Origin of the sequence: Paenibacillus cucumis (ex Kampfer et al. 2016), assembly GCF_019748695.1 — a bacterium.
GTDB classification, from domain to species: Bacteria; Bacillota; Bacilli; order Paenibacillales; family Paenibacillaceae; genus Paenibacillus; species Paenibacillus polysaccharolyticus.
This window is the reverse complement of sequence record NZ_JACLIC010000020.1, coordinates 154,364-176,624: the sequence shown is the minus strand read 5'-3', so window position 1 is coordinate 176,624 and position 22,261 is coordinate 154,364. Positions and strand designations below refer to the sequence as shown.

Genomic DNA, 22,261 nt, shown 5'->3' with positions numbered 1-22,261 from the left:
CGCTGTCCCCCAATCATCAACCTGGAAATGACTACTCTTATTAATTTATCTTCTAGTAAGTTCAACTAAGAGTTTACACAATCAACGGAGAGGACAGAAGAAAGCTGGAAAAGCGAAGCGGTCGCCTTTATCACCGGATTTTCCCCCTTTAGAAAGGGAATCAGAAAAATCTGGGGATAACAGCGATTGAAAGACTCTTCTGTCATCGGAGTGCTTGTGTAACCATATTTGTTCAACTTACTCTACCTCTAATTCCGGGAACCTTAAGCGCACGTCACGTTTGATGCGTTTTACCACTTCTTCCTTCGTCTGAATATCGCCGTTTAGATACAACTGCAGCAAGTTTCGATAGATATCATTGCTGATGATACCGTCATATTTAGTGCGTTCATACACCGGAACCTGCTTGGCGGCCTCTGAGAAAAATTCAAAATGCTTTTGTCCACCCAGATAGGCTGAAGTCAGCGAGTCTGCAAGCTGGTCATTCACGACCATGTTGCTCGTAAAGTAATCCTGCTCCTTGGCAAGTCCCGTCAGAAATTCGTGATTAAAGTTGTAAAATTCAATGAATTTCCAGGCGGCATCCTTCTGATCACTCTTGTTATACATCGCGATATAAGTCCCTCCTGAACTGAAGGACGAAGGCCCGTGTGCCAAACCCCATAACCCTTCGGTATCGGGTGCGTTTGCTTTGAATGTAAACTGCAATCCCCAAGTCGCCGCAGGATAGAACATCACTTCACCTTTTTGCATCGAGGCTGCATAACCTGCACTTCCATCCTCGTACTCACCAAGTACACGGCGCTCCCTTGCCTCACGCACCAGATCAAGCACCTTCATATACGTAGGATCAATGACGAGCTTCCCATCTTTCACCCAAGGAATGCCACCGTACGAGTTGGCTATCCCGTTCCAGTTCGCCAGTGCATGTACCTTGTTGCCACTTTGTTCTTGTACCTTTTCTCCGATAGCAAAAATCTTCTCCCATGTATCAATCTGGGCGCTGACTTTCTCTGGATCATCGGTACCCAGATATTCCTTCGCCAGATCACGGCGATAATAGATGCCACCAGGTGTACCTTGATATCCAATGGCGCGAACGTTCCCCTCACTATCCTGCTCATTAGCCTGAACAAAAGGGTACTGCTCCTTAATTAACTCGTTTGCATTGTATGGTGCAGCTGATAAATTTTCCAAATATGGTACATCAATAAGTTCCCGAATATTTGCATTTTCAATCATAAACACGTCGGGTGCTTTGGAACTGGTCTGAAGTGCTGATTTGAGCTTGGTCAGGTAAAAGTTGCCTGGAATATTAACGAAATTCACTTTGATATCTGGATACTTCTCTTCGAATTTCTCAATCGCATAGCCTGCCTCATCCGTAAAACTCCAGACCGTAATCTCCTGTTGCTTCGCTTGATTGGATGCACCTGTCTGACAACCGACGAGCAAGAGTATAGAACTTGCAAGCAGCGTGACTGGTACAACAAACCGCTTAAACCATCTCTTCATAAAAGTACCCTCCCTAAAAAGGAAACGCTTACAATTTATTTGAGTATAAGAATTTGAGCGGTGGCTTTCTCCACAAATATTGTCAATCATCCTTGATATTTTGCGATATTGGAACGATGACGTTTGCGAAATTCGGACGGCGTGCAGTTATTGTATTTTTTAAAAAGACGATTATAGGAGTTCACATTGTTGAATCCGTGACTGATCGCAATCTCCAAAATGGATTCCTGACGAAACAAAAGCGCCCACTCCGACTTAATAATGCGAAAATGATTCAAATATTCCATTAACGTGATGCCCTTGATTTCTTTGAATAGTTTGCAGATATGGAACTTACTGAACTTCATATGTTCTGCCACCTGCTCCAGCTTAATCGGCTCGGCATAGTGCTCTTCCAAATACTCGCATACGGATTCGAGAAACTCGAACTTTTTGGAAGATACGCAAGGCCAGCATGGCGACGAATCCGTTTGTGAAGCCGGGGGCGTGGTACGTAGTAACAAGACGATTAGATCATATAACCGGGATACCATAAGCCAGCGGTAACCGGGTTTCTGATTTGTTTTCTCCACGGCAATCGCATCAATATAAGGACCCGGGTTGGACTGACTGCCCGACGGAATGATGGACGTTTGATTCAAAAGTGTTCCCAGCTCTTGCATCTCCGCTTCACTCGTAAAGCTCCCGGTTAACAATTCAAGCCGAAACAGCAAAATCGTCAGCCTTCCGGTGCCTGGCATAAAATAATGCACGTCCCCCGGCTTGATTAGAACCATATCCCCTTGGTTCAGTTCAAATATTTGCTCATTTACACCGATTCGTGCATGTTTTCCAGTCACGATAACAAGTTCCACTTCATCATGCCAATGTGCCGCATAATTGAATTCTGCACCTGTATAAATTAACCGAATGGGAAACCCTTCGGCCATGTGACCTGTTTCGAGAAAAGTAGGTACGCCCATGTCATTTGCCTCCTCTTTTTTCCATACACATCTGCCTCATGTTTCTATACTTATGCCTGAATGTACTTCCCCGTTTCTCATATTCTATCTAAAATAGGACCAAACATCCAAATTTCTGATCTCAATGGTTAGGGAGATTGAACATAAGCATGTTAATATATGCTAAGTAAATCCAAAGAAATCGGAGTGGTCAAACATGAAATTCAGCGATTTTAAACTAGGACAGCGTTACGAAACCGGATCGGTTCTCTTAACGAGGGAGGACATTCTTCATTTTGCCGAACTTTACGATCCGCAATATATGCATCTGGATGAGGACAAAGCAAAAAAAGGACGCTTCGGAGATCTGATTGCATCAGGCATGCAGACCCTGAATGTCACGTTCCGACTATGGATCGATGTTGGCGTGTACGGTGAGCATATTATCGCTGGCACTGGCATGAACCATATTCAATTTTTGAAACCTGTCTATCCAGGGGATGAACTTCACGTTATCGCTGAAGTCACTGGACTTCGTCCGAGACGAACCGGGAATGGCACGGTGACGGTATTGCTCAGTACATATAACCAAAAGGGTCAGAATGTATTTCGGGCAGAATTGAGTGCGCTGGTGGACAATTAAAAGGCTAAAAAAAGAGTCGTCTACTCGGTAAAATGTTTGTATCCTACAAACAACCGAATAGTGACGACTCCCTGGTCAACCTATAGCAATGCCTTTTAGTAGCAACTTAACCGCTTTGACATGCAGAGCCGCGTATTCATCCCCGCTTAGATTTGGCTTAGTTAAGCAGAGTTGGGTTGCTCCAGCCAAGGTTGACATGACCCCAAAGCTCAATGTTTCGATGTCCTCATTCATAAAAATACCTTGATTAATCCCCGTCTGCAACACCTGCCTAATTGCAGTATAGGCTACTTCTGTGATCTCCTTTAATGTAGTCAATGACTCGGATTCACTAGAAAGTGTTCTGGAATACTCTTCAAGCGCCTGGATTAATGGACTTTCACAGTCTCTTCCGAATAAATCAGCCATTTCAAGCAGCTGTTCGCTGGGGGACGAAGTATGCTCCATCAAACGAAGCCATTTTTGTGACATTTGTTCAGTATGCTGAGTAAGCAGCTGGAGAAACAGTACCTCTTTATTTTTAAAGTGATGGTATAAGTTTCCTTTGCTCATCTGTGTCAATGCACATAAGTCATCCATCGTAGCTCGGTCATAGCCTTTTTCGATAAATAACTGTTTAGCATGGTTTAAAATGATTGTTTTAGCTTCCTCTGCTGGCAATCTTCTTCTGGTCATGAGTCCTCCCGAAACCTTACGAACGGTTCCTTTTATGCTTGAATAATTGAAAAGCAACATATGAGATAACGATAACAAAAATCCCAAAGAATGCAAATGGCATGTCTAATGTGTGGCGGTATACAACATTTTGCAGACCCATGTTTTCCAAAGTCGATGTTCCATATCCCCAGATGGATGTATTAAACATGTTCGTGGCAAAATGAATACCGATGGGAGCAGCTAGACCATTCGTATGGTAAGCTACGATTCCCAAAAAGAGCGCTACCAGCAAATAATACAGAGGTCCAAAAATCCCGTAATGCAGCATTTCGGGGTTAAACCCATGGAGCAGAGCAAAAATTAGGGAAGTGACCAAGATAGACCAGAATGCACTGCCTCTTAATGATCTGAACATACGGTACATATAACCTCTAAATAAAATCTCTTCAGCAGCACTTTGAAACAAAACCAAAGGAGCAGTTACTACGAGTACACCTAACCACGGAATCGGATCAAAATTAAGCGTAAAAGCTTGAGGATGCAAGGCGACATCGACAAGTAAATACAGGATAAGCGCAGTGAAGTACCATGCAAAATAAATAGCAAACTTGCGGAAATCAGGTCTTTTACCTTCAAACAAAAATGTTCTAAACGGGATTTTAAAGAAATACCTGGTGATCATGTAAACGCCGAGAATCAGGAAAGAAAAAGACAAATATAGTGTGATCAATTGAGGTAATCCGGAACGGGTAGCAGGAATCAGAGTATTTACTAAATGAAACCATAATATAGTACCACCCTGCCAAATGATCAAAATAAGTACGAAGCCTGCTACGGATTTTAAACTCAATGGGATCGGCGGCTGAAGGCCATAATTCCTTTTCATGATACACATCCATCTCTTATTGTATTTACCGACTATTTAGTCGGTAAATACAATATATATAGTCACGTAGACTTCTGTCAACATTGAACAAAATTTTAATGTTTGCTGTCGTGCAGATAAATATTCGGTTATGAAATGCTGTACCAGACTCACAGCCTCTATTTTCCCTTGTTATGCGAACCGTCTAGTAACGACTGGCTAATCTGATCATACAAAAAGCCGCCCATGGGCGGCTTCGTCATAAATTTGTTTTTTTACGAGAACGAGTTCCTTAACACTTGTCCAAGGATCTCCACACCTTTGGCAATTTGCTCGTCTGACGGTGTTGAGAAATTCAATCGAATGGCATTGCACGGATCTTGCTCATTCACGAGGAACGCATTTCCTGGTACTACAGCTACACCTTGCGCAGCAGCAGTTTTGGCATAATCCACCATCGGTACATGAGTAGGCAGATCACACCATAGGAATAGTCCACCATCTGGACGAGTATAGGTCACAGCATCGCCTAGATGCTCTTGTAGCTTGTCCATCATAAGTGTAGCCTTTCGGAGGTAGACATCACGAATAAGATTGATATGCCCTGCATAATCATATTCCGTCATAAAACGATGAGCCAGAATCTGCGGAAGCATCGCTGTATGTACGTCTTCTCCCTGCTTGGCTACAACCATCTTCTCCACGACTTCATGCGGCGCCTGTACAAAGCCAACTCGCAGTCCGGCCGACAAAATTTTGGAGAACGATCCGACATAGATGACCAAGCCGTCTTCGTCCATAGACTTAATCGTTGGCACATCCTCACCCTTAAATCGAAGCTCCCCGTATGGATTATCCTCCAGAATCATAACACCATATTTCTTAGCCAGTGCATAGATCGCTTGGCGCTTCTCCAGACTGGTGGTTACACCTGTAGGATTTTGGAAACTAGGAATAACATAGATCATTTTTACATTCGGCTCGGTTTGCAGCGCATGCTCCAGTTTATCAATGTCCATACCGTCCGTCTCCATCGGAACCCCTGCCAGCTTCGCACCGGAAGCACGGAAGGAATTCAGAGAACCGATAAAGCTGGGACTTTCGCAGATAATTGTATCGCCTTCATTACACAGCACTTTACACGCAAGCTCAATCCCCTGTTGTGCCCCTGACACGATAAAAAGCTGGTCGGACGGCTTACCTGTGTTGAAATTCTGCTCCAGGTGTTGCTGGAGTGCTTCACGAAGCGGTACGTATCCTTCCGTGATGCCATATTGCAACGCTGTAACCGGGTCTTGTTCCAGAATCGACTGGGTGAAGGTACGAATCGCTTCAATCGGGAACGTTTCTGGCGCAGGATTGCCTGCTGAGAATGGGATTACATTTTGACCTGAAGAAGCTTTCAAAATCTCACGAATAATAGACGGTTGCAGTGATGCAATCCGGTTGGAAAAGGTATAATTCATCTTTAGTAACATCCTCTCGGCATCTAATCTATCTGAGTTCTAGCTCTAATGATACATTAGACTCTATTATACGAGCATTTTTCAATTTGCCAAAGAGTCCTGCTCCTTTTTCATACAAAATGTTGTGAATCCTTGTTTCGAACACCTGTAGTAACGACAAAAAGCTGCTCTCGGCAGCTTATTTCATCTCAGACAGTCTCGTCGCTTTTACAACGTAGGTCGCAAGCCCAGGAAACATTCGAGCTAGAGCAGGATAAAAGCGGTTGGTTTTAGCAAAGGCAAGATTTTGAATCGTTCTGGCTCTTCGAAGCAATGGTGCGAACTCCCGATTCGCTTCGAGTGTATACTCGCTTTGCCATGTGGTATAGTCAACCTCGTCCTTAAGGTATGCATCTGTCCACCGCGCGCACACGATTGAAGAACGAAGGGCAACGGACATCCCGTCTCCGCACAGAGGTGGAATGACCATCATCGTATCCCCAATATGCGGATAATCGGACCACGGTTCCGGGACATTAGACAATTGCAAAGGCGCAACAGACACTTGGGTTCCCTGAATGGCTTCCCCTTCTGCTAAACGAGCCGTCAGATTTGCATTCGTCATCGCGGCCGCCTGCAAAATCTCTGTTACGGACTTGCCGCTCCCCTGTACAGAATCAAGTGTTAACAATGCGGCAACATTAACCGTGTCGTTTTCAATCGGGGATATGCCCACATAACCACCATCACAAAAATATAATTCTACCCTCGCCGGTATGTTAATACCTCTGTAATGAGATTTGACACCGACATATATCGTCTCGTCCCGAACCCCTTCTTCGCTACTTGTTCCTCTCAACTTTTTGCTGCCATATGCCCCGATAACCGCCTTGGCTTGATAACATCTCCGTTCATTGCCCTGCTTCACCTCGACTTCATAACTCTGATTTTCAAGTTGCCGGATCGAAGCAATATTCACTTTCGTTAAAATTTCGGCCCCGGCGGTATATGCCTGCTGATGCAGTAGTTGATCCAGCTCATATCGGCTTATTCCATAGGCAGATCCAGGCAAAGGTGCTTCAATCTCACCACCATCCGGCATCGTAATTCGAGCATGATCCATACTGCTGGATCTCTTCTCCTGATTCAATAGATGAATGCCAAGACGCTCCAGCATCTCCTTCGTTTCAGGTGACATGAACTCCCCACATGTTTTATGTCTGGGAAACTGTTGCCGATCGAGTAACAACGTTCGATGACCTTGCCTGGCCAGTTCGATCGCACAACTACTGCCCGCAATGCCAGCTCCAACAATGATTACATCGGTTGATTTCATCATGTTACGAGGCCTCCCTTTCGCGGAATCACCACAGAATATCGGAATAACGGTTTCCACTCATAGGTCATCGTGTCATGGTTCAACCGCTGCTTGAGTTCCTGCCAATCCTGATCTGTAAATCCCTTGGCTACCGACAACGGTCCGTCATGACGAATATAACGGTTACGCGAGATAAGTCTTGTTGTAATCCATACCGCTTTATAAGACACCGGATGACGGTGAATATCGTTGATAACCACACCATATCTCGAAGCACGAAGCATATGACCAACCATGTCCACAAGCTGTTCTCCTTCGAAATGGTGAATGAACTGTGAGCCTGTAACAATATCGGCTGAATCATCAGGCAACGCTGTTAGATCGGCACGCTGTACTCGAACACGAGGCTCGCTCTGAAACAACTGTCTTGCTTCTTCACAAGCCTCTTCGGTCAGATCCACTAGCGTAATTTGCATATCTATCCCTTGTTTTTTCGCCCAATGTAATAGCTTCTGATTCACATCTCCTGAACCCGCACCAACATCCAGCAGTGTTAGGGTATCCGGCTTACCGACGGATTTCCATAACTTCTCCACACCGGACACAGTGGGACCAGGAGCAGCAAATATTTTGTTCAACCGCCGTAAATGTCGCAACGCTTCACGCAGTTCTTCTCCACCCATCGAAAAGTCATCCATCAACTCTTCTTCCTTGGCACGACTGTTTAATCTCCTAAAGAAGGACATGATCCTGCTCCTCCATGACCGATGTTAACGCCGGAACATACGTGAATTTCATTAATTCTGCAGTAAGTCCGGGACCAAAAGCCATGGCTACGCCTTCCGTCGAGGATTGTTCCTGCTTTTTCATATCCATGCGCATCGCTTGCAGTACAAACAAGATCGTATTCGAAGACAAGTTGCCGTAATCTCTCAAAACATCCCGACTGTACTTCGTCTGTTCCGACTTCAAATTCATCACTTCCTGAACAGAATCTACGATTCCTCGTCCGCCCGGATGTATTGCCCATAGTTCGGGGAGCTGTTCACTTTGCAGCAAAAGACTCAGTTCTTCTTGCAAATGATTGCCAAGTAACTTCGGGATGCGTGGCGACAGATGCAAATCATATCCGTAATCGGCCACTTTCCACGTCATGTCCTCCGTCGAATCCGGTAGCAACACCGAATAGCCGGTTCCCAGACTCAGGTAGTCTCTGTGCTGCGCTTCTGGCGTACCCACGATGGATGCAGAAGCCGCATCTCCAAAGAACGACGCAGCAAACAGTGCCTCCCGATCTTGCACCGGCTGGAAATGAAGCGTGCATAATTCCACGCAAACAACCAACACTTGCGAGCCTGGAGCACCCTGTACGACGTCACGAGCCATCTGGATTGCTTTTAATCCTGCTGCACAACCCTGGAAAATAAGTGGTAATCGGTTCACTCGAGCAGAAAGTCCGAAATGTTGGATCAGTTGCACATCTAGTCCTGGCAGATACTGTCCGGTGCAGCTAACCGTTATCATATGAGTTATCGCTTCGGGAGAGATCTGCGCGTCTTGCATCGCTTCTTCCGCTGCTCTGATCGCCAGAGGAAGCGCCTCCCGCTGGTATGTATCCATGCGTTCCCTTGTCGTTGGAATATCTGTCTGTTCACCTAAGGGGATATAACGGCATTCTTCCAATGTTCCAAGATAACTCGGTTCCACGGTATACCGTGTCTCTACACCACAAGATTTGAAAATTCGCTTGGCAAACCTCGCCAAATCCGGTCGATCAAGCAGTGAAGAAGCGATAAGCTCCGCAATGTCCGGCTGAGCTACCTTGTGTACGGGGAGAGCCGTTCCCATGCCAAGAATGGCGATATCATTCAAAGAATGTTTTGAATTCATATGAACCTCCTGTTTTTTTGGTTATGATTACCTGCAATTAACACCTCTTACCCTTTATGAAAAAGTTGTAATCCCCAATTGTATATTTTATTAAGATGATGACATACTCAGAAGCCCCGTTTGACGAACTTTATAACTTCACACAAAAAAGCCGCCCATAGGCGGCTTCAACGTCATCGTTCTATATCAAACTTCTGCGCGGCTAAAAACGTTCCTCAACTTGTCACTCATCAAATACCAAGCATCTTCAGCCATTTCAACATCGCCATGATGTGTAAAACCGTGCACTGCCCCTGCGTACTCTTTGTGGGTCACCTTTACACCGTCTGCTTCCAGCTTCGCGGCATATGCACGCGCTTCTTCAGCTAGAGAATCTCTCTCCGCAGTAATAATCAGAGCCTCAGGCAAATTAGAGAGTGATTCGGCAAGCAACGGAGAAGCTAAGGGGTTCGAAGCATCCTCTGGTTTTGATAAATACATTGCATTAAACGTTCTAGCCACATGGGCTGGGATAGCTTCCGGAAAGTCAGGTTTCTCCCCGGGTTCTGTAGCCACGTCCAGCACAGCATAATCAATAATTTGGAGCAGTATTGGTAATTCGCCCCCACGTTCCCTATTCAGCAAGCATACCGATGCTGCCAGATTGCCTCCCGCACTATGACCACCAATAGCAAACATAGCTGCATTAGCGGAGAACTGATCTGCATTGGAATGCATCCATTTCACGACGTCATAACACTCATGGACAGCCGTGGGAAATTTGTGTTCAGGTGCTAACTTATAATCAATGTTTACGACGAGGCATGCTGCACGATCTGCAATCAAACGACACCAAGGGTCGTCCCCGTCAGCCTGACCCAGCACAAAGCCGCCTCCATGCATGTTAAAGAACACGGGCCAAGTTACGGCTTGTTCGTTCTTCTTGCGGTTCGGCACATACACCAACACCCGGGTTTCTCCGGCGGAGGTAGGAATCGTGTATTCTTTTACAGTAACATCATATGTAAGACTTGGTTGGAGACTCTGATCATTTCCCGAGCTTTGCTGACGCATTTGTTGAACCATGGCGATCTGCTGCTGTTGATCCATTCACATACACTCCTCATCATCTTTGTGTATTCCGAAAACTGCTACAACCGTATCTGGTCTCACTAAATCTATTCGCTCAGTGTCTCCTGAATCCTCTTTGGAAGCTTCTGCACGATCAAGTCATAGGAGTGATCAATCATGGCATATATGTCCTCATTCGGTAGGGAACCATCCAGTTTAACGGTATTCCAGTGCTTTTTATTCATGTGGTAACCGGGAATAACAGCCTCATGCTGCTCTCTCAGGTTCTCCGCAATGATCGGATCACATTTCAGATTCAAACGACTGTTCTCTCCATTGCCTTCAAACAGAAGTGCAAACATTTTATCGGCTACCTTAATCACTGCCGCTTCAGGCCCGAATGGAAATTCCTTCACAGCACCTTTTTTGCCAAGACAATAATTCATAATACTATTAGTCACAACATTTCCCCCTCTAAACTGAACTCGTTTATCTTCCATTTTAATCGAAGCCTTACACAAAGAAAACCTCCTCCAATAGATCGGAGAAGGCTTCGTTCCTAGTATGTTAATTAACTTTATCATTGCGCGTTTTGCTACGGCGCTGTTGGCTCTGATAGGAAGAACGGCTACCTGTTTGGCTATGATCTGCTTTACGCACTCTCTCAGATGACGATGCACCCTTAACTTTGGCTTGAGGGTTGTCGCTACGTCCGGAACGTGAACCATTCGAGCTACGCTCTTCGCTTCTACCACCGGATGCTACTTTGTCTCGTTTGGTAAACCATTCGGACTTTGGCTTACGCGCCGGATTGGCTTTGGATTTCGCCGGTTTATCCGCAGTAGCGCGATTAAATCCAGATCTACTGTCAGCTGTTCTGGAATTTGGCTTTGTCCGTTTACCTTGATTCGTTTGATTCATTGGTACAAACACAGGCATGTTCGTCATCGGGTAAGGATGATCCTTCACTTCGGGAATCGATTTTTTGATAACTTTCTCGATATCTTTCAGGAAAGGAAGTTCATCCTTCTCACAGAACGAGATCGCCATCCCGCTTTTCCCCGCTCGGCCTGTCCGTCCAATACGGTGGACATACGTCTCAGGGATGTTCGGCAGATTGAAGTTGATGACATGAGTCAACTCCTCCACGTCGATACCTCTCGCGGCAATATCAGTTGCGACCAGCACACGAGTTACACCACTTTTAAAATTATTCAGCGCCCGTTGGCGTTCGTTCTGTGACTTGTTGCCGTGAATCGCTTGCGCCGTTACATTAATTTTGGCCAAATCTCGCGTGACCCGATCTGCTCCGCGTTTCGTACGAGTAAACACCAGTGCAGTAGCAATCGATTTATCTTGCAAAATATGATTTAACATGTTCTGTTTTTTGCCTTGCTCCAGCAAATATACAGACTGTTGAATACGATCTACCGTTGATGATACCGGGGTAATCTCCACTTTCACAGGGTTCACCAATAGTGTTTGCACCATCTTCACAATCTCTGGCGGCATAGTTGCTGAGAAGAATAAAGTCTGTTTTTTGTTCGGCATCTTGGCGATGATGCGCTTCACATCGTGGATAAAACCCATATCGAGCATACGGTCAGCTTCATCGAGTACAAGAATCTCTACTTTGCTCAGATCAATCTGCTTCTGATTCACCAGATCCATCAGGCGTCCAGGTGTAGCAATGATAATGTCTGCTCCTTGTTGCAACGCGCGTTCCTGTACTTTTTGAGATACGCCCCCGACAATTGCCACAGAGCGAATGTCGGTGTATCTGCTGTACATTTTAATATTATCGGATATTTGAATGGCTAGCTCCCTTGTTGGGGACAAGATCAGTGAGCGAATCGCGCGGACGGATTTTACTTTTTGATCTGACTGTTTACCGGGAGACCCTTGTTTCTGCTTGCTGCCTTGACTCAACAACTGGATAATGGGCACCGAAAATGCCGCTGTCTTACCTGTTCCCGTCTGCGCACAACCAAGTAAATCTCTGCCCGCAAGCACGGCAGGTATGGATTGCTCCTGAATCGGAGTAGGTTTACTGTAATTTGCTTTTTTCAATCCTTCCAAAATCGGAGGGATAATATTTAATTCCTGAAATGTCATGTTATCTCCTTCATCTACGCACATCTCTACATAAAACGAATCTTTATGTCACACGTAACAGTTAAGGATAACACTAAATCACGATTCTGTATATCTTTTTGAACGTTATTTGATGATCAGTCCCATTAATCCGGCAAACGTTGCAGCTTGATGCGGTGCGATTGCGCACCCGGCCAGGTCCTCCAGCGTAAGAACAAGAGCATCAAATTCACTATCACTGAGGTCCAATCCTTTCATTGGTGTTCCGGTAAACGTCACCTGATCCAGTCTACACGCACCGAATGCGATCTTCTGTAATTTCAGATAGGCAAAGTCTGCACCGATCATACTACATTCGAGGTACTGCACTTGTTTAAGATGGGTAAAACGGAAATTGCTATAGTCACATATACTCTGCAGAATGCTAACGTTCTGCCACCTGCTGCCGGAAAAGTCCGTGCCGACCAGTTTGCAATTGACCCACTCCGTGCGATGCATAAACGTATTTTGCAGATTCACATTGGAAAAGTCGCAGTGCTCGAACCGCACATCCGTAAACTCACAATGTTCAAGTGATGACTCCAGAACGGTTACATGCCGGAACACCACGTTCTCGAATGATGCTTTGCTCACCTCCAGCATGTCCAGTGTCATATGTTCAAACAGTCTGTCCTTGTACTCTGTCTTCGAATCCAAAGTATAGGTCGGTTCAGATTCAAGCAACTGCAAGGTCAGCTTGGGTTTCTCTATTTTCATGCGAGCCTCCTCGGATTTTTGTGTGGTTTATGCCAGCCGGGCTATTCTCGTTCGTTAACCTTTTACAGCGACAACTCGCAATCTGGAGATATCCAGATTCCACTGCCCATCATGATAAAGCAACGGTTCTACTTTCTTTTCGACGATCCCCATAATCATCTCCTGCTCCGCTCTTTCAATATCATGGAACAGATACGATGCAAAGCTGCTCAGCCATTGACGGACTCCTTGTTTCAGCGGCCTCATCGTGTCGGTATGCTGTATGAATAACACTCGAAATCCATGTTGCTCCAGTAAGCTTGAAAATTCCCCCACAGTAGGGTGATACCACGGATTCCGCCCTTCCCATGTGTATCCTCTTGTGAGCAACTCGTCCCGAACCGCATGAAGAAGGATCGCCGTATTACCGCTTCCTGCAAACTCAGTAACAAGACGTCCTCCTTTCTTTAACGCTAATTGCACGGTTTTCAAGGCAGCTGGAGCATCAGCCATCCAGTGAAATGCAGCATGAGAAAATACAGCGTCATAACGTTCCTTTGTCCGATAATGAGCAGCGTCTGCGATCTGAAAATCCAGTCCGGGATGTTTCTCCATAGCCTGCGCAATACTCTCTTTCGAAAAATCAATTCCGGTGGTGATCGCTCCGGTTGCCGCAATTTTAGCTGTCAGTATGCCATTCCCACATCCCAAATCCAGAATCCGTTCTCCTGGAGATGGCTGTAACATCGTTAGGAGAGGCATGGATTGTATAGGAAGCATCGCTTGTAGAGTTTGGATCGCTTGAGTTGATTCATTTAAAGAAAAAGCAGACTGATTCCCAGCCAGTGAATTATTCGTTGAAAAGGATTTCTCTTCCGGTTGCATAACATCTCTCCTTCATATTAAAGACATAAAGTATCTACAATAACTTAAATCAATCAGAGAATGATGTCAATCTAATCTAACCACTTCTACATAAAATCCGGATTGGATCATTTCCATATAAAATAAAAAGAAGTGCCCTACAGGTTACATCTCACCTGCAAGACACTCTCCATTTCTATCTTAGGCACATCTCATCCTATAATTAGCTATAGAATGATCGTATGCACGCCTCTAATTATACCATTGCCGCTGTCTCTAACACCGCAACCGCTTCAGCGAATTCAGCTGGATCTTTATCCTTCTGCAGCAGTGATACAATATCACGCGTTAGTGCTTCTACGTTTTCTGGACGAGTGGCCCAACTGGTACAGAAGCGAACGGCACTGCGGGAATGGTCAACCTTTTCCCAAAATGTAAATGTGTAGTCTTGGCTCAATTGTGCCAGCAAGGAATCCGGCAAAATCGGGAACTGCTGATTCGTTGGAGAATCATACAAGAACTGCACACCATGTTGCTTAAGGATATCATAAATTTTCAAAGCCATATCTACGGCATGACGGGAAATTTCGAGATACAGACCATCTTCAAACAACGTTTCAAACTGAATACCTAGAAGTCTTCCTTTCGCCAATAATCCACCCTTTTGCTTGATAATATAACGAAAATCGCGTTTCAACGCATCATTGAGAATAACAACTGCCTCACCCATCAATGCACCAATTTTGGTTCCGCCAATATAAAATACATCGCAGAGTCGAGCAAGATCGGCCATCGTCATATCACAATCTTTGGATGCAAGAGCATAACCGAGACGTGCTCCATCCACAAAAAATGGCAGACCACACGCCTTGCTTACTGCATACAGCGCTTCAAGTTCAGCTTTGCTATACATTGTGCCATACTCGGTCGGTTGGGATATGTATACCATGCCCGGTTGCACACTGTGCTCTGGTGACGATTCCTGTGCATGTGCATCATAGACAGCTTTCACTTGCGCAGCCGTAATTTTGCCGTCCGGACTCGGAACCGTCAGCACCTTGTGTCCTGTCGCCTCAATCGCACCTGTCTCATGAACAGCAATATGGCCAGATACCGCGGCAATGACGCCTTGATGTGGACGAAGAATAGATGCAATTACCGTTGTGTTGGTCTGTGTACCTCCGACGAGAAAATGTACATCTGCCTCTTCTTGACCGCAGGCCTGCCGGATCAGCATACGTGCACGCTCACAATGATCATCTGTGCCGTAACCACTCGTTTGCTCCATATTGGTTTCCATTAATCGCTGCAAAATGCGTTCGTGCGCACCTTCGTTATAATCACATTCAAATCGTATCATCGTGCTCTCTCTCCTGCTTTCTTGTTCAGCTTCTCTTGGATGTTCATCATAGAGGCATATACCTCTTGAATCTCTTCTTCGTTTAAATTTTGCATTAATTTCATAATCTGCTGGTCGGATCGGTCATTCAGCTCATTAAACAACACTTGCCCTTTTTCCGTCAGGCGAATGAGGCTAACCCGGCTGTCTTCTGTGGAATCTACCTTAATGAGTAACCCTTCCTTCGTCAGCTTGTTCACGATGCGGCTCATATAGCTGCGATCAATGGTGAGGGTATCGACCAGGTTGTTCGCAATGCTTTCGCCGCGCATGCCAATCTCGATGATGACGCGTACCTCGGCAAAAGAATATCCTGTTCCGAGAATATGCTTATCAAGCACCCCGAGAATATTGGTATAAAAACGGTTAAACCGCCGCATGTCTGCCAGAACTTCCGGTTGAATATGTTGAGAGCTCATTACGAAACCTCCCTTTTAGTGGACATTGTCAACATTATATTAGTCAGGATTGTGGACACTGTCAACATTATTCTTCCAGTTCAACATCTCCAGACATCGAATATCTAAAAAAACACAAAAAAGCCGCGCATTGCGCGGCAACTTTAATGAATTTGAATCAATTTGTTGAAATTCCCAACCTAGGAGTGATTGTGTTGAACCTGATGCAGGCGGCTGTAGATACCTCCGGCAGCAACCAACTCTTCGTGATTACCTTGTTCAGCGATGCCATCGGTGTTCACCACGATAATACGATCTGCATTTTTGATCGTGGTCAGTCGGTGAGCAATCACCAACGTTGTTCTGCCTACCGACAATTCGGCGAGAGATTGCTGAATGAGTGCTTCTGTTTCCGTATCCAGGGCAGATGTCGCTTCATCCAAAATTAGAATGGGCGGATTTTTGAGGAACATGCGGGCGATGGACAGACGTTGTTTTTGCCCTCCAGACAGCTTCACCCCACGTTCTCCAATAATTGTGTCCATGCCGTCAGGCAAGCTCAGAATCAGTTCTTCCAGTGAAGCACGGCGAGCCGCCTCCCAGATCTGATCCTCGGTTGCGGTCAGATCGCCATATGCGATATTTTCCTTGATCGTACCCGAGAACAGAAATACATCCTGCTGCACGATCCCGATCTGTTTACGTAGAGATTGCAACTTAATGTCTCGAATATCCATCCCATCCACCGTAATTCGGCCTTCTTCTACTTCATAAAAGCGCGGAAGCAAGCTACAGATCGTCGTTTTCCCTGCACCTGAAGGCCCGACGAAAGCAACGGTTTCCCCAGGACGAACCGACAAGCTAATCTGATTCAAGATACGCCGACTGGACTCGTAACCAAACGACACATTTTCGAAACGGATCTCTCCCTTCACCTCACGCAATTCGACCGCCTCTTTGCGATCCGCAATCTCAGGCTCGGTGTCGATGATCTCCAGGTAACGTTTGAACCCCGCGATCCCCTTCGGGTAACTCTCAATCACGGCATTAATCTTCTCGATCGGGCGGAAGAAAATATTCGACAAGAGCAGGAACGCCATGAAATCGCCCATGTTGATTCTGCCATCGATGTAGAACCACGCTCCGCTGATCATCACAAACACGGTCACCAGACGCATCATCATATAACTGACCGAGATGCTTTTCGCCATCGTTTTGTACGCGAGCAGTTTGGTTAGACGGAAATTGGCATTATCTACAGCAAACAGCTTTTTCTCATGATCTTCATTGGCAAAAGACTGAACGACACGCATCCCGCCTACGTTGTCTTCAATACGTGCATTGAAGTTACCGACGTCTCCGAAAAGTCTGCGGTACGTTTTGGTCATTCGACCACCGAATACAATGATCACCCATGCCATAATCGGAATGATGATAAATGTCAGCAAAGCCAGCTCCAGATTGATATTGGCCATCAGCCAGAATGAGCCAATCAGCGTCATCACGGCGATGAATACATCTTCTGGTCCGTGGTGGGCCACTTCGCCAATATCATTGAGGTCATTCGTGAGATGACCGATCAGATGCCCGGTTTTGCGATTGTCAAAGAACCGGAACGAAAGCTTCTGCAGGTGAGCGAACATTTTCTCCCGCATATTCGTTTCGATGTTGATGCCCAGCATATGCCCCCAGTATGTAACAACGTAGTTCAATACCGTATTGAGTGCATAGATCGATAACAGCACGATACATGCCAGTAAAATCAGCGGCCAGTCTTGGCCTGGTAGCAGTTCATTGATAAACTTACTAACCGCAAGCGGAAATGCCAGCTCCAGCAAACCCGCAAATACAGCACAGCCAAAATCGATCAAAAACAGTTTTTTATACGGTCGGTAATACGAAAAAAAACGACGAAGCATTTCGATTCACACTCACTCTCCACATTCATATTTCGTTATACAGTGTATACCATTCTATACAGTCTTCCAAAACATGTAAACCTATTCTCGTTGATCGATAGCTAAAAAGCCTCCCCCATATCATAGAGAAGACTTTTTACATGTTGATTCTGTAAATACGTGCGAATACGCTTTCTTTTTTTTCAATGAAACTTCAAATCGAGAACCTGTCTCACCCGCGAATACAATACGCCCGTTTTCAGGTAGAATAACCTCATTCTTGCCACTAACCACTGTATGATTCACACAAACTCCTGTCTGATCATATACAGCAAAGGCGGCATTTGCAGGCATCTTCACTGTCATAACCTGACCTACGGCAGCTGATGGCACGGAGAACCATCTGTTATAACCTTCTGGCTGGATCGTTATCTTAGATTGATTGCCACTGTAAAGTGTCTGCACAATCTCTTCACTGGCGTATTCATAGCCTGTAAAATGAATATACTCTATACCATTTTTTCTGGAAAAGTAAATATCCCTCGCATCCCTGCCAGCCATGCCGGGAATCTGGAGTTGGTTCACTGCATGGTCGGCTCCAACAATTTTGTGGTTGATCATATACCCGGGAACGCCATTCCCTGTATCCAATGGAATGATTGCTGAAGAATGGAGATATGCCGTGGAGGTATATTTTTCATTCATCAAATAATACCGCTGCCCATCACGCTGATCCCATGCCGCCTGAATATCCTTAGGCAATTCATTGTTTTCGAGCTTTTGTGCCGTATATTCCGAGAAAGCAAGTTGTCCTAAGCCAGGTATAGACAGATAGGATCGAGACCACAAGTAGATATGACCATTTGACTCTTTAACAAATTTTAATTTTTTTGTGCCTTCCTTATTAACAAACGTTCCATCCGACGTATAGATATATTGATCCGAAGGACTATTCGGAACCATTTGGGGAGTTATCGACAGTTCTCCAGTAGAACCTACATCCACCTTCATAACCGAATTGTTGCCACCATAGATTCCCGCATACTCAGACATCTCTTTTGGCATATCCGCCTTTACAGGCATGCCAAACGACTTTTCAGGTATGCGTTCTTGAATGATACCTTTGGTCTCGAGTGCGCTAAGTAACAGTTCGCTCGCTATCAATTGGTCAATTGCGCTCGAACCTCCTGAAGAAGTAACGGCTGCAGCCAGATTATGCTCTGGAAGCACGATGAGGGATGAATGGTATGACACCGTATCTCCACCTTTTGTAACCGCCTTGATGCCATAATCATTGAATGGGAACAAGTTCACACTATCCCACCCTAATCCATAAGAGATAGAGGAATCACTCTCTTCTGGCCACATGCCTCTCTTGTATTCTTTTTGCTCCATGGCATGTACTGATTCACTAGAAAGAATCCCTTTAACCTCACCTGTGAAGATTTGCGAAAATTTCACAAGATCCTTAGCGGTGGAATATATGCCTCCGGTAGCGATGATATTATAATTCTCTTGAGGGAGCTGACCTTTATACAGCGGTGAATAGATTCCCGCCATATTTGCCGGGTTAACCACATCCTGCGGTGTTTTCGTATGCTCCATTTTCAAGGGCTCTGTAAAATGTTTGTGTATATATGCCGTAAAGCTCAACCCACTGACTCTCTCAACCAGATGTTCAGCTAATGTAAAAGCATCGTTAGAATATACCGAATATACACCTGGCTCTGCCTTTAGATGCTGCGTTGCTAGTTGATCCAAGAACGTATCATGTGAGAGCGTATCATTATCCCCGTACAAGGTTGCATTGTGACTTGAAGTACCAAGAAGACCCGCCGAATGATTCAATAACATGCGTGGTGTAATCTGATTATAACGTTGATCTTTCATCTTAAATTCTGGAATATAACGCGTCACTGGTTGATCCAGATCTACCTTGCCTTCGTCAACAAGCTTCATCACAGATGCTGTAAGAAACATTTTACTAGTCGACCCTATGCCATAGATGGTATCGGATGTGAGTGGAACTTCCCCTTTGGAATCATTTTTGCCTGTCTGGCCAGAGACTATAATCTCTCCCTGATCCATAAGAGCATACTGTACACTGGTTGTCCCGTATATTTCGGTAAGTAGGCTAGCCTTCTCCACCACTGTTTTTTTGGTAGTCTCATACATCAGGTCATTGCTCTTAGTGACAGAAGGTGCAGCCATAATAGTACCTGGTGTTAACATGATTATCATCAGACTCAACGCAACAATTGAAGTCCGTTTCTTAACTGTTGTTTTGATCATGCCCTTGTTGATCTTGATATCTTGGGTTATCATTCACATCTCCTCCTGTTCTGTGGTCAGACCTTCACCTCTCGATATGAAACAAGCTTAATTGATTCAGATGTACTCTTCATGAAGTCTATATGAACGGAACATGAACAAACTAAAAAAGCTACGTCACATACAAGCGAACTTGTACATGAACGTAGCAAAGAACCACACAAAAAGAAGTTGACTATCCTGCCGTCGGTGGACTAATTGGCAAGCTTACTATAAATGTTGTTCCTTGGCCCATTTTACTCTCCACCGCGATATCCCCTTTATGTAACGAAATAATCTGTTTCACGATCGCAAGCCCCATCCCGCTACCATCATATTTCCGACTATGGGAACGATCGGCCTTAAAGAAGCGCTCAAAAATACGCTTTTGATCCTCAAGAGGAATACCAATTCCCTCATCCGTTATATATGCTGTTACAGTCCTGACATCCCGTTCCATCCTGACGTGAATTACGCCTTTATTCTCTGAAAACTTAATCGCATTGCTGAGAATATTCGTCCATACCTGATTCAACTGATCGTGATCTGCGATGACTTGAACCTTCTGTAAATCCAGCTCAAAACGAATATCTCGAGCGGACCATTGGGGCTGTAATGCAACGATAACCCTTCGGATCTGTTCATCAAGATCACGCGTGGCGAGTTGCAACTGATGAGATTGTGATTCCAGCATACTGAGCTTAAGCAAATTATCACTCATTTTAGACATGCGTTTTGCCTCAGAAATAATAATGTCGAGATACCGTCCTCGTTCCTGATCTGGTAACTCTACATTTTTCAAAGCCTGAGCATAGCCTGATATGGAAGTAAGTGGTGATTGTACCTCGTGTGAGACGTTGGCTACAAACTCTCTTCTCATCTGCTCCAGTTGCTGTAGATCCTTCATCATATCTTCGAAACTGCGAGCGAGCGTGCCCAGTTCACTAGATTGCTTAATATTCAGTTTTACATTGAAATCACCTGCTGCGATACGTTTGGTTGCCTGGGTTAATTTTTTGATGGGTCTAACCAAAAACATGGAAGCAATCAGAATGATCAGACTTCCGGCGGCCAGAGATGAGGTGGCAAAGATTGTACCCCATTGAATCACAGCAGCGGCAGCAGGCGGCGACAGCGTCTCCAGAAACATGGCTCGAGTCCCGCCAGCAGTCTGGACTGGCAATCCCAGTAGAACTGTACCAAGACCATTCGGAGTCGCCTCCACCACGGCTCCTCCAAGTACTTTCTGAAGTTGCTCTTCCGTCACTGAAATCGGCTTATGATCTATAGCCTTTCCGTACGTTTGGAACTGTCCTGACGGCTCATACATCCGAATATAGTAAAGATCGAGCTGCTTCATGTTGTTGACGAATGCATCCGCTTCGGAGAGTGGCAGCGTTTTGTATATCTGTACAACATCCTGACCGAAGTTGCGTATGTTGATATGTGAATTCTCATTGAGCTGATCTTCAAAAATCCAGGTGGATAAGAGGAAAGCAATTACGGTCCCGGCAATCACAGAAATGAGAAAAGTCACAACAACCCGGATATACAAAGACTTAATCATGCTTGACCTCTAACCGATATCCTAAACCACGAACCGTTTCAATCTGAAAATCAGGCGTCGTCGCAAACCGTTCACGTAAACGTTTGATATGTACGTCCACTGTCCGATCATCCCCTGTGTAATCCAGCCCCCAGATCTGATCGATCAATTGCTCTCGTGTATAGACCTGCCCCGGTGTTCCGGCCAGCTTGTATAACAATTCAAATTCCTTGAGTGGCAAAGTTAACGACTCTGTACCCAGAATAACTTTGTAACTCTGACGATCCAGTGTCACGTCCCCAAACTGAATCATATGCGTGGAGCCAATCTTGTATCGTTTCAGCAGAGCTTTTACACGTACAGTTAACTCCAACGGGTCAAATGGTTTTGTTAAATAATCATCTGTTCCCAGTTCGAAACCTTTTACCTTTTCCCATGTCTCACCTCTAGCTGTCAACATAAGTAAGGGTAGATCTGCGTTCATTTGTCTCAATTCTCTGCACAAAGCCCACCCGTCCATCACTGGCATCATAATATCCAGTACCACTAGGTCAATGTGACGTTCCTTGTATAGCGTTAGCGCCTGATGGCCGTCCACAGCCTCTACGGTGTCGAATCCGTCATTTCGCAAAAACAAGCAGACCAGCTCACGAATATTCGCATCATCGTCTGCAACTAATATGGTAGCCATAT

General features: G+C 45.2%; 20 protein-coding genes. 1 reads left to right on the top strand and 19 read right to left on the bottom strand.

Features of this window, described 5'->3' with window-relative positions:
* Nucleotides 1–237 precede the first annotated feature (237 nt).
* Nucleotides 238–1,515 (bottom strand): ABC transporter substrate-binding protein, encoded by a 1,278-nt coding sequence (locus tag H7T88_RS12325; protein ID WP_154889264.1) that lies wholly within the window; start codon nt 1,513–1,515, stop codon nt 238–240.
* Between the two features lie 86 nt (nt 1,516–1,601).
* Nucleotides 1,602–2,477 (bottom strand): AraC family transcriptional regulator, encoded by an 876-nt coding sequence (locus H7T88_RS12320; protein WP_221788684.1) that lies wholly within the window; start codon nt 2,475–2,477, stop codon nt 1,602–1,604.
* A gap of 196 nt (nt 2,478–2,673) precedes the next feature.
* On the opposite strand from H7T88_RS12320, the gene H7T88_RS12315 reads away from it, so the two are divergent.
* The gene (locus tag H7T88_RS12315; protein WP_221788682.1) at nt 2,674–3,099 is read left to right on the top strand and encodes a MaoC family dehydratase; all 426 of its coding nucleotides are present in this window, start codon (nt 2,674–2,676) and stop codon (nt 3,097–3,099) included.
* Nucleotides 3,100–3,174: 75 nt separating this feature from the next.
* Here the strand turns inward: H7T88_RS12315 and H7T88_RS12310 are convergent, their stop codons facing one another.
* From H7T88_RS12310 to H7T88_RS12230, 17 genes are all read right to left on the bottom strand, one after another.
* Nucleotides 3,175–3,774 (bottom strand): TetR/AcrR family transcriptional regulator, encoded by a 600-nt coding sequence (locus H7T88_RS12310; protein ID WP_221788680.1) that lies wholly within the window; start codon nt 3,772–3,774, stop codon nt 3,175–3,177.
* A 16-nt stretch (nt 3,775–3,790) separates the two neighbouring features.
* Nucleotides 3,791–4,642 carry a CPBP family intramembrane glutamic endopeptidase gene (locus H7T88_RS12305; RefSeq protein WP_260510868.1) on the bottom strand — a complete coding sequence of 284 codons (852 nt, stop codon included), beginning with the start codon at nt 4,640–4,642 and terminating at the stop codon, nt 3,791–3,793.
* Nucleotides 4,643–4,896: 254 nt separating this feature from the next.
* Nucleotides 4,897–6,087, bottom strand: coding sequence for an aminotransferase-like domain-containing protein (locus H7T88_RS12300; protein ID WP_221788677.1), 1,191 nt, complete (start codon nt 6,085–6,087; stop codon nt 4,897–4,899).
* Nucleotides 6,088–6,265: 178 nt separating this feature from the next.
* The gene (locus H7T88_RS12295; protein WP_221788676.1) at nt 6,266–7,405 is read right to left on the bottom strand and encodes an NAD(P)/FAD-dependent oxidoreductase; all 1,140 of its coding nucleotides are present in this window, start codon (nt 7,403–7,405) and stop codon (nt 6,266–6,268) included.
* The gene (locus H7T88_RS12290; RefSeq protein WP_221788674.1) at nt 7,402–8,130 is read right to left on the bottom strand and encodes an SAM-dependent methyltransferase; all 729 of its coding nucleotides are present in this window, start codon (nt 8,128–8,130) and stop codon (nt 7,402–7,404) included. The genes H7T88_RS12295 and H7T88_RS12290 overlap by 4 nt, the downstream gene beginning before the upstream one ends.
* A complete protein-coding gene (locus H7T88_RS12285) occupies nt 8,117–9,274 on the bottom strand; it encodes a type III polyketide synthase (RefSeq protein ID WP_221788672.1) in 1,158 nt (385 codons plus the stop codon). The genes H7T88_RS12290 and H7T88_RS12285 overlap by 14 nt, the downstream gene beginning before the upstream one ends.
* A gap of 186 nt (nt 9,275–9,460) precedes the next feature.
* Nucleotides 9,461–10,363, bottom strand: coding sequence for an alpha/beta hydrolase (locus H7T88_RS12280; protein ID WP_221788670.1), 903 nt, complete (start codon nt 10,361–10,363; stop codon nt 9,461–9,463).
* Between the two features lie 68 nt (nt 10,364–10,431).
* On the bottom strand, nt 10,432–10,785 hold the full coding sequence (locus H7T88_RS12275; protein WP_221788668.1) for an MmcQ/YjbR family DNA-binding protein: 354 nt from the start codon (nt 10,783–10,785) through the stop codon (nt 10,432–10,434).
* Nucleotides 10,786–10,891: 106 nt separating this feature from the next.
* Entirely contained in the window at nt 10,892–12,439 is a 1,548-nt protein-coding gene (locus tag H7T88_RS12270; protein WP_221788667.1) for a DEAD/DEAH box helicase, read from the bottom strand.
* A gap of 105 nt (nt 12,440–12,544) precedes the next feature.
* Nucleotides 12,545–13,174 (bottom strand): pentapeptide repeat-containing protein, encoded by a 630-nt coding sequence (locus H7T88_RS12265; protein ID WP_221788665.1) that lies wholly within the window; start codon nt 13,172–13,174, stop codon nt 12,545–12,547.
* A 54-nt stretch (nt 13,175–13,228) separates the two neighbouring features.
* Complete coding sequence (locus H7T88_RS12260; protein WP_260510867.1) at nt 13,229–14,038, bottom strand: class I SAM-dependent methyltransferase; 810 nt, start codon at nt 14,036–14,038, stop codon at nt 13,229–13,231.
* A 235-nt stretch (nt 14,039–14,273) separates the two neighbouring features.
* Nucleotides 14,274–15,377, bottom strand: a complete 1,104-nt coding sequence (locus tag H7T88_RS12255; protein WP_154958656.1) for a threonine aldolase family protein — start codon at nt 15,375–15,377, stop codon at nt 14,274–14,276.
* Nucleotides 15,374–15,835: a MarR family winged helix-turn-helix transcriptional regulator gene (locus tag H7T88_RS12250; RefSeq protein WP_260510866.1), complete on the bottom strand. Its 462-nt coding sequence runs from the start codon at nt 15,833–15,835 to the stop codon at nt 15,374–15,376. Before H7T88_RS12250 ends, H7T88_RS12255 begins: the two co-directional genes overlap by 4 nt.
* 179 nt (nt 15,836–16,014) lie before the next feature.
* Nucleotides 16,015–17,733, bottom strand: a complete 1,719-nt coding sequence (locus tag H7T88_RS12245) for an ABC transporter ATP-binding protein (RefSeq protein WP_221788664.1) — start codon at nt 17,731–17,733, stop codon at nt 16,015–16,017.
* 120 nt (nt 17,734–17,853) lie between these two features.
* Nucleotides 17,854–20,037 (bottom strand): serine hydrolase domain-containing protein, encoded by a 2,184-nt coding sequence (locus H7T88_RS12240; RefSeq protein WP_221788663.1) that lies wholly within the window; start codon nt 20,035–20,037, stop codon nt 17,854–17,856.
* Nucleotides 20,038–20,218: 181 nt separating this feature from the next.
* The gene (locus H7T88_RS12235) at nt 20,219–21,589 is read right to left on the bottom strand and encodes a sensor histidine kinase (RefSeq protein ID WP_221788662.1); all 1,371 of its coding nucleotides are present in this window, start codon (nt 21,587–21,589) and stop codon (nt 20,219–20,221) included.
* Complete coding sequence (locus H7T88_RS12230; protein ID WP_221788661.1) at nt 21,582–22,259, bottom strand: response regulator transcription factor; 678 nt, start codon at nt 22,257–22,259, stop codon at nt 21,582–21,584. The genes H7T88_RS12235 and H7T88_RS12230 overlap by 8 nt, the downstream gene beginning before the upstream one ends.
* Between the last annotated feature and the right edge of the window lie 2 nt (nt 22,260–22,261).

Bases quoted from the DNA above. Each gene is read 5' to 3' on its own strand.
- H7T88_RS12270 (WP_221788667.1), bottom strand. From the start codon at position 12,439: ATGACATTTCAGGAATTAAATATTATCCCTCCGATTTTGGAAGGATTG.
- H7T88_RS12255 (WP_154958656.1), bottom strand. From the start codon at position 15,377: ATGATACGATTTGAATGTGATTATAACGAAGGTGCGCACGAACGCATT.
- H7T88_RS12280 (WP_221788670.1), bottom strand. From the start codon at position 10,363: ATGGATCAACAGCAGCAGATCGCCATGGTTCAACAAATGCGTCAGCAA.
- H7T88_RS12310 (WP_221788680.1), bottom strand. From the start codon at position 3,774: ATGACCAGAAGAAGATTGCCAGCAGAGGAAGCTAAAACAATCATTTTA.
- H7T88_RS12285 (WP_221788672.1), bottom strand. From the start codon at position 9,274: ATGAATTCAAAACATTCTTTGAATGATATCGCCATTCTTGGCATGGGA.
- H7T88_RS12230 (WP_221788661.1), bottom strand. From the start codon at position 22,259: ATGGCTACCATATTAGTTGCAGACGATGATGCGAATATTCGTGAGCTG.
- H7T88_RS12300 (WP_221788677.1), bottom strand. From the start codon at position 6,087: ATGAATTATACCTTTTCCAACCGGATTGCATCACTGCAACCGTCTATT.
- H7T88_RS12320 (WP_221788684.1), bottom strand. From the start codon at position 2,477: ATGGGCGTACCTACTTTTCTCGAAACAGGTCACATGGCCGAAGGGTTT.
- H7T88_RS12245 (WP_221788664.1), bottom strand. From the start codon at position 17,733: ATGCTTCGTCGTTTTTTTTCGTATTACCGACCGTATAAAAAACTGTTT.
- H7T88_RS12290 (WP_221788674.1), bottom strand. From the start codon at position 8,130: ATGTCCTTCTTTAGGAGATTAAACAGTCGTGCCAAGGAAGAAGAGTTG.
- H7T88_RS12295 (WP_221788676.1), bottom strand. From the start codon at position 7,405: ATGATGAAATCAACCGATGTAATCATTGTTGGAGCTGGCATTGCGGGC.
- H7T88_RS12240 (WP_221788663.1), bottom strand. From the start codon at position 20,037: ATGATAACCCAAGATATCAAGATCAACAAGGGCATGATCAAAACAACA.
- H7T88_RS12260 (WP_260510867.1), bottom strand. From the start codon at position 14,038: ATGCAACCGGAAGAGAAATCCTTTTCAACGAATAATTCACTGGCTGGG.
- H7T88_RS12235 (WP_221788662.1), bottom strand. From the start codon at position 21,589: ATGATTAAGTCTTTGTATATCCGGGTTGTTGTGACTTTTCTCATTTCT.
- H7T88_RS12315 (WP_221788682.1), top strand. From the start codon at position 2,674: ATGAAATTCAGCGATTTTAAACTAGGACAGCGTTACGAAACCGGATCG.
- H7T88_RS12325 (WP_154889264.1), bottom strand. From the start codon at position 1,515: ATGAAGAGATGGTTTAAGCGGTTTGTTGTACCAGTCACGCTGCTTGCA.
- H7T88_RS12250 (WP_260510866.1), bottom strand. From the start codon at position 15,835: ATGAGCTCTCAACATATTCAACCGGAAGTTCTGGCAGACATGCGGCGG.
- H7T88_RS12265 (WP_221788665.1), bottom strand. From the start codon at position 13,174: ATGAAAATAGAGAAACCCAAGCTGACCTTGCAGTTGCTTGAATCTGAA.
- H7T88_RS12305 (WP_260510868.1), bottom strand. From the start codon at position 4,642: ATGAAAAGGAATTATGGCCTTCAGCCGCCGATCCCATTGAGTTTAAAA.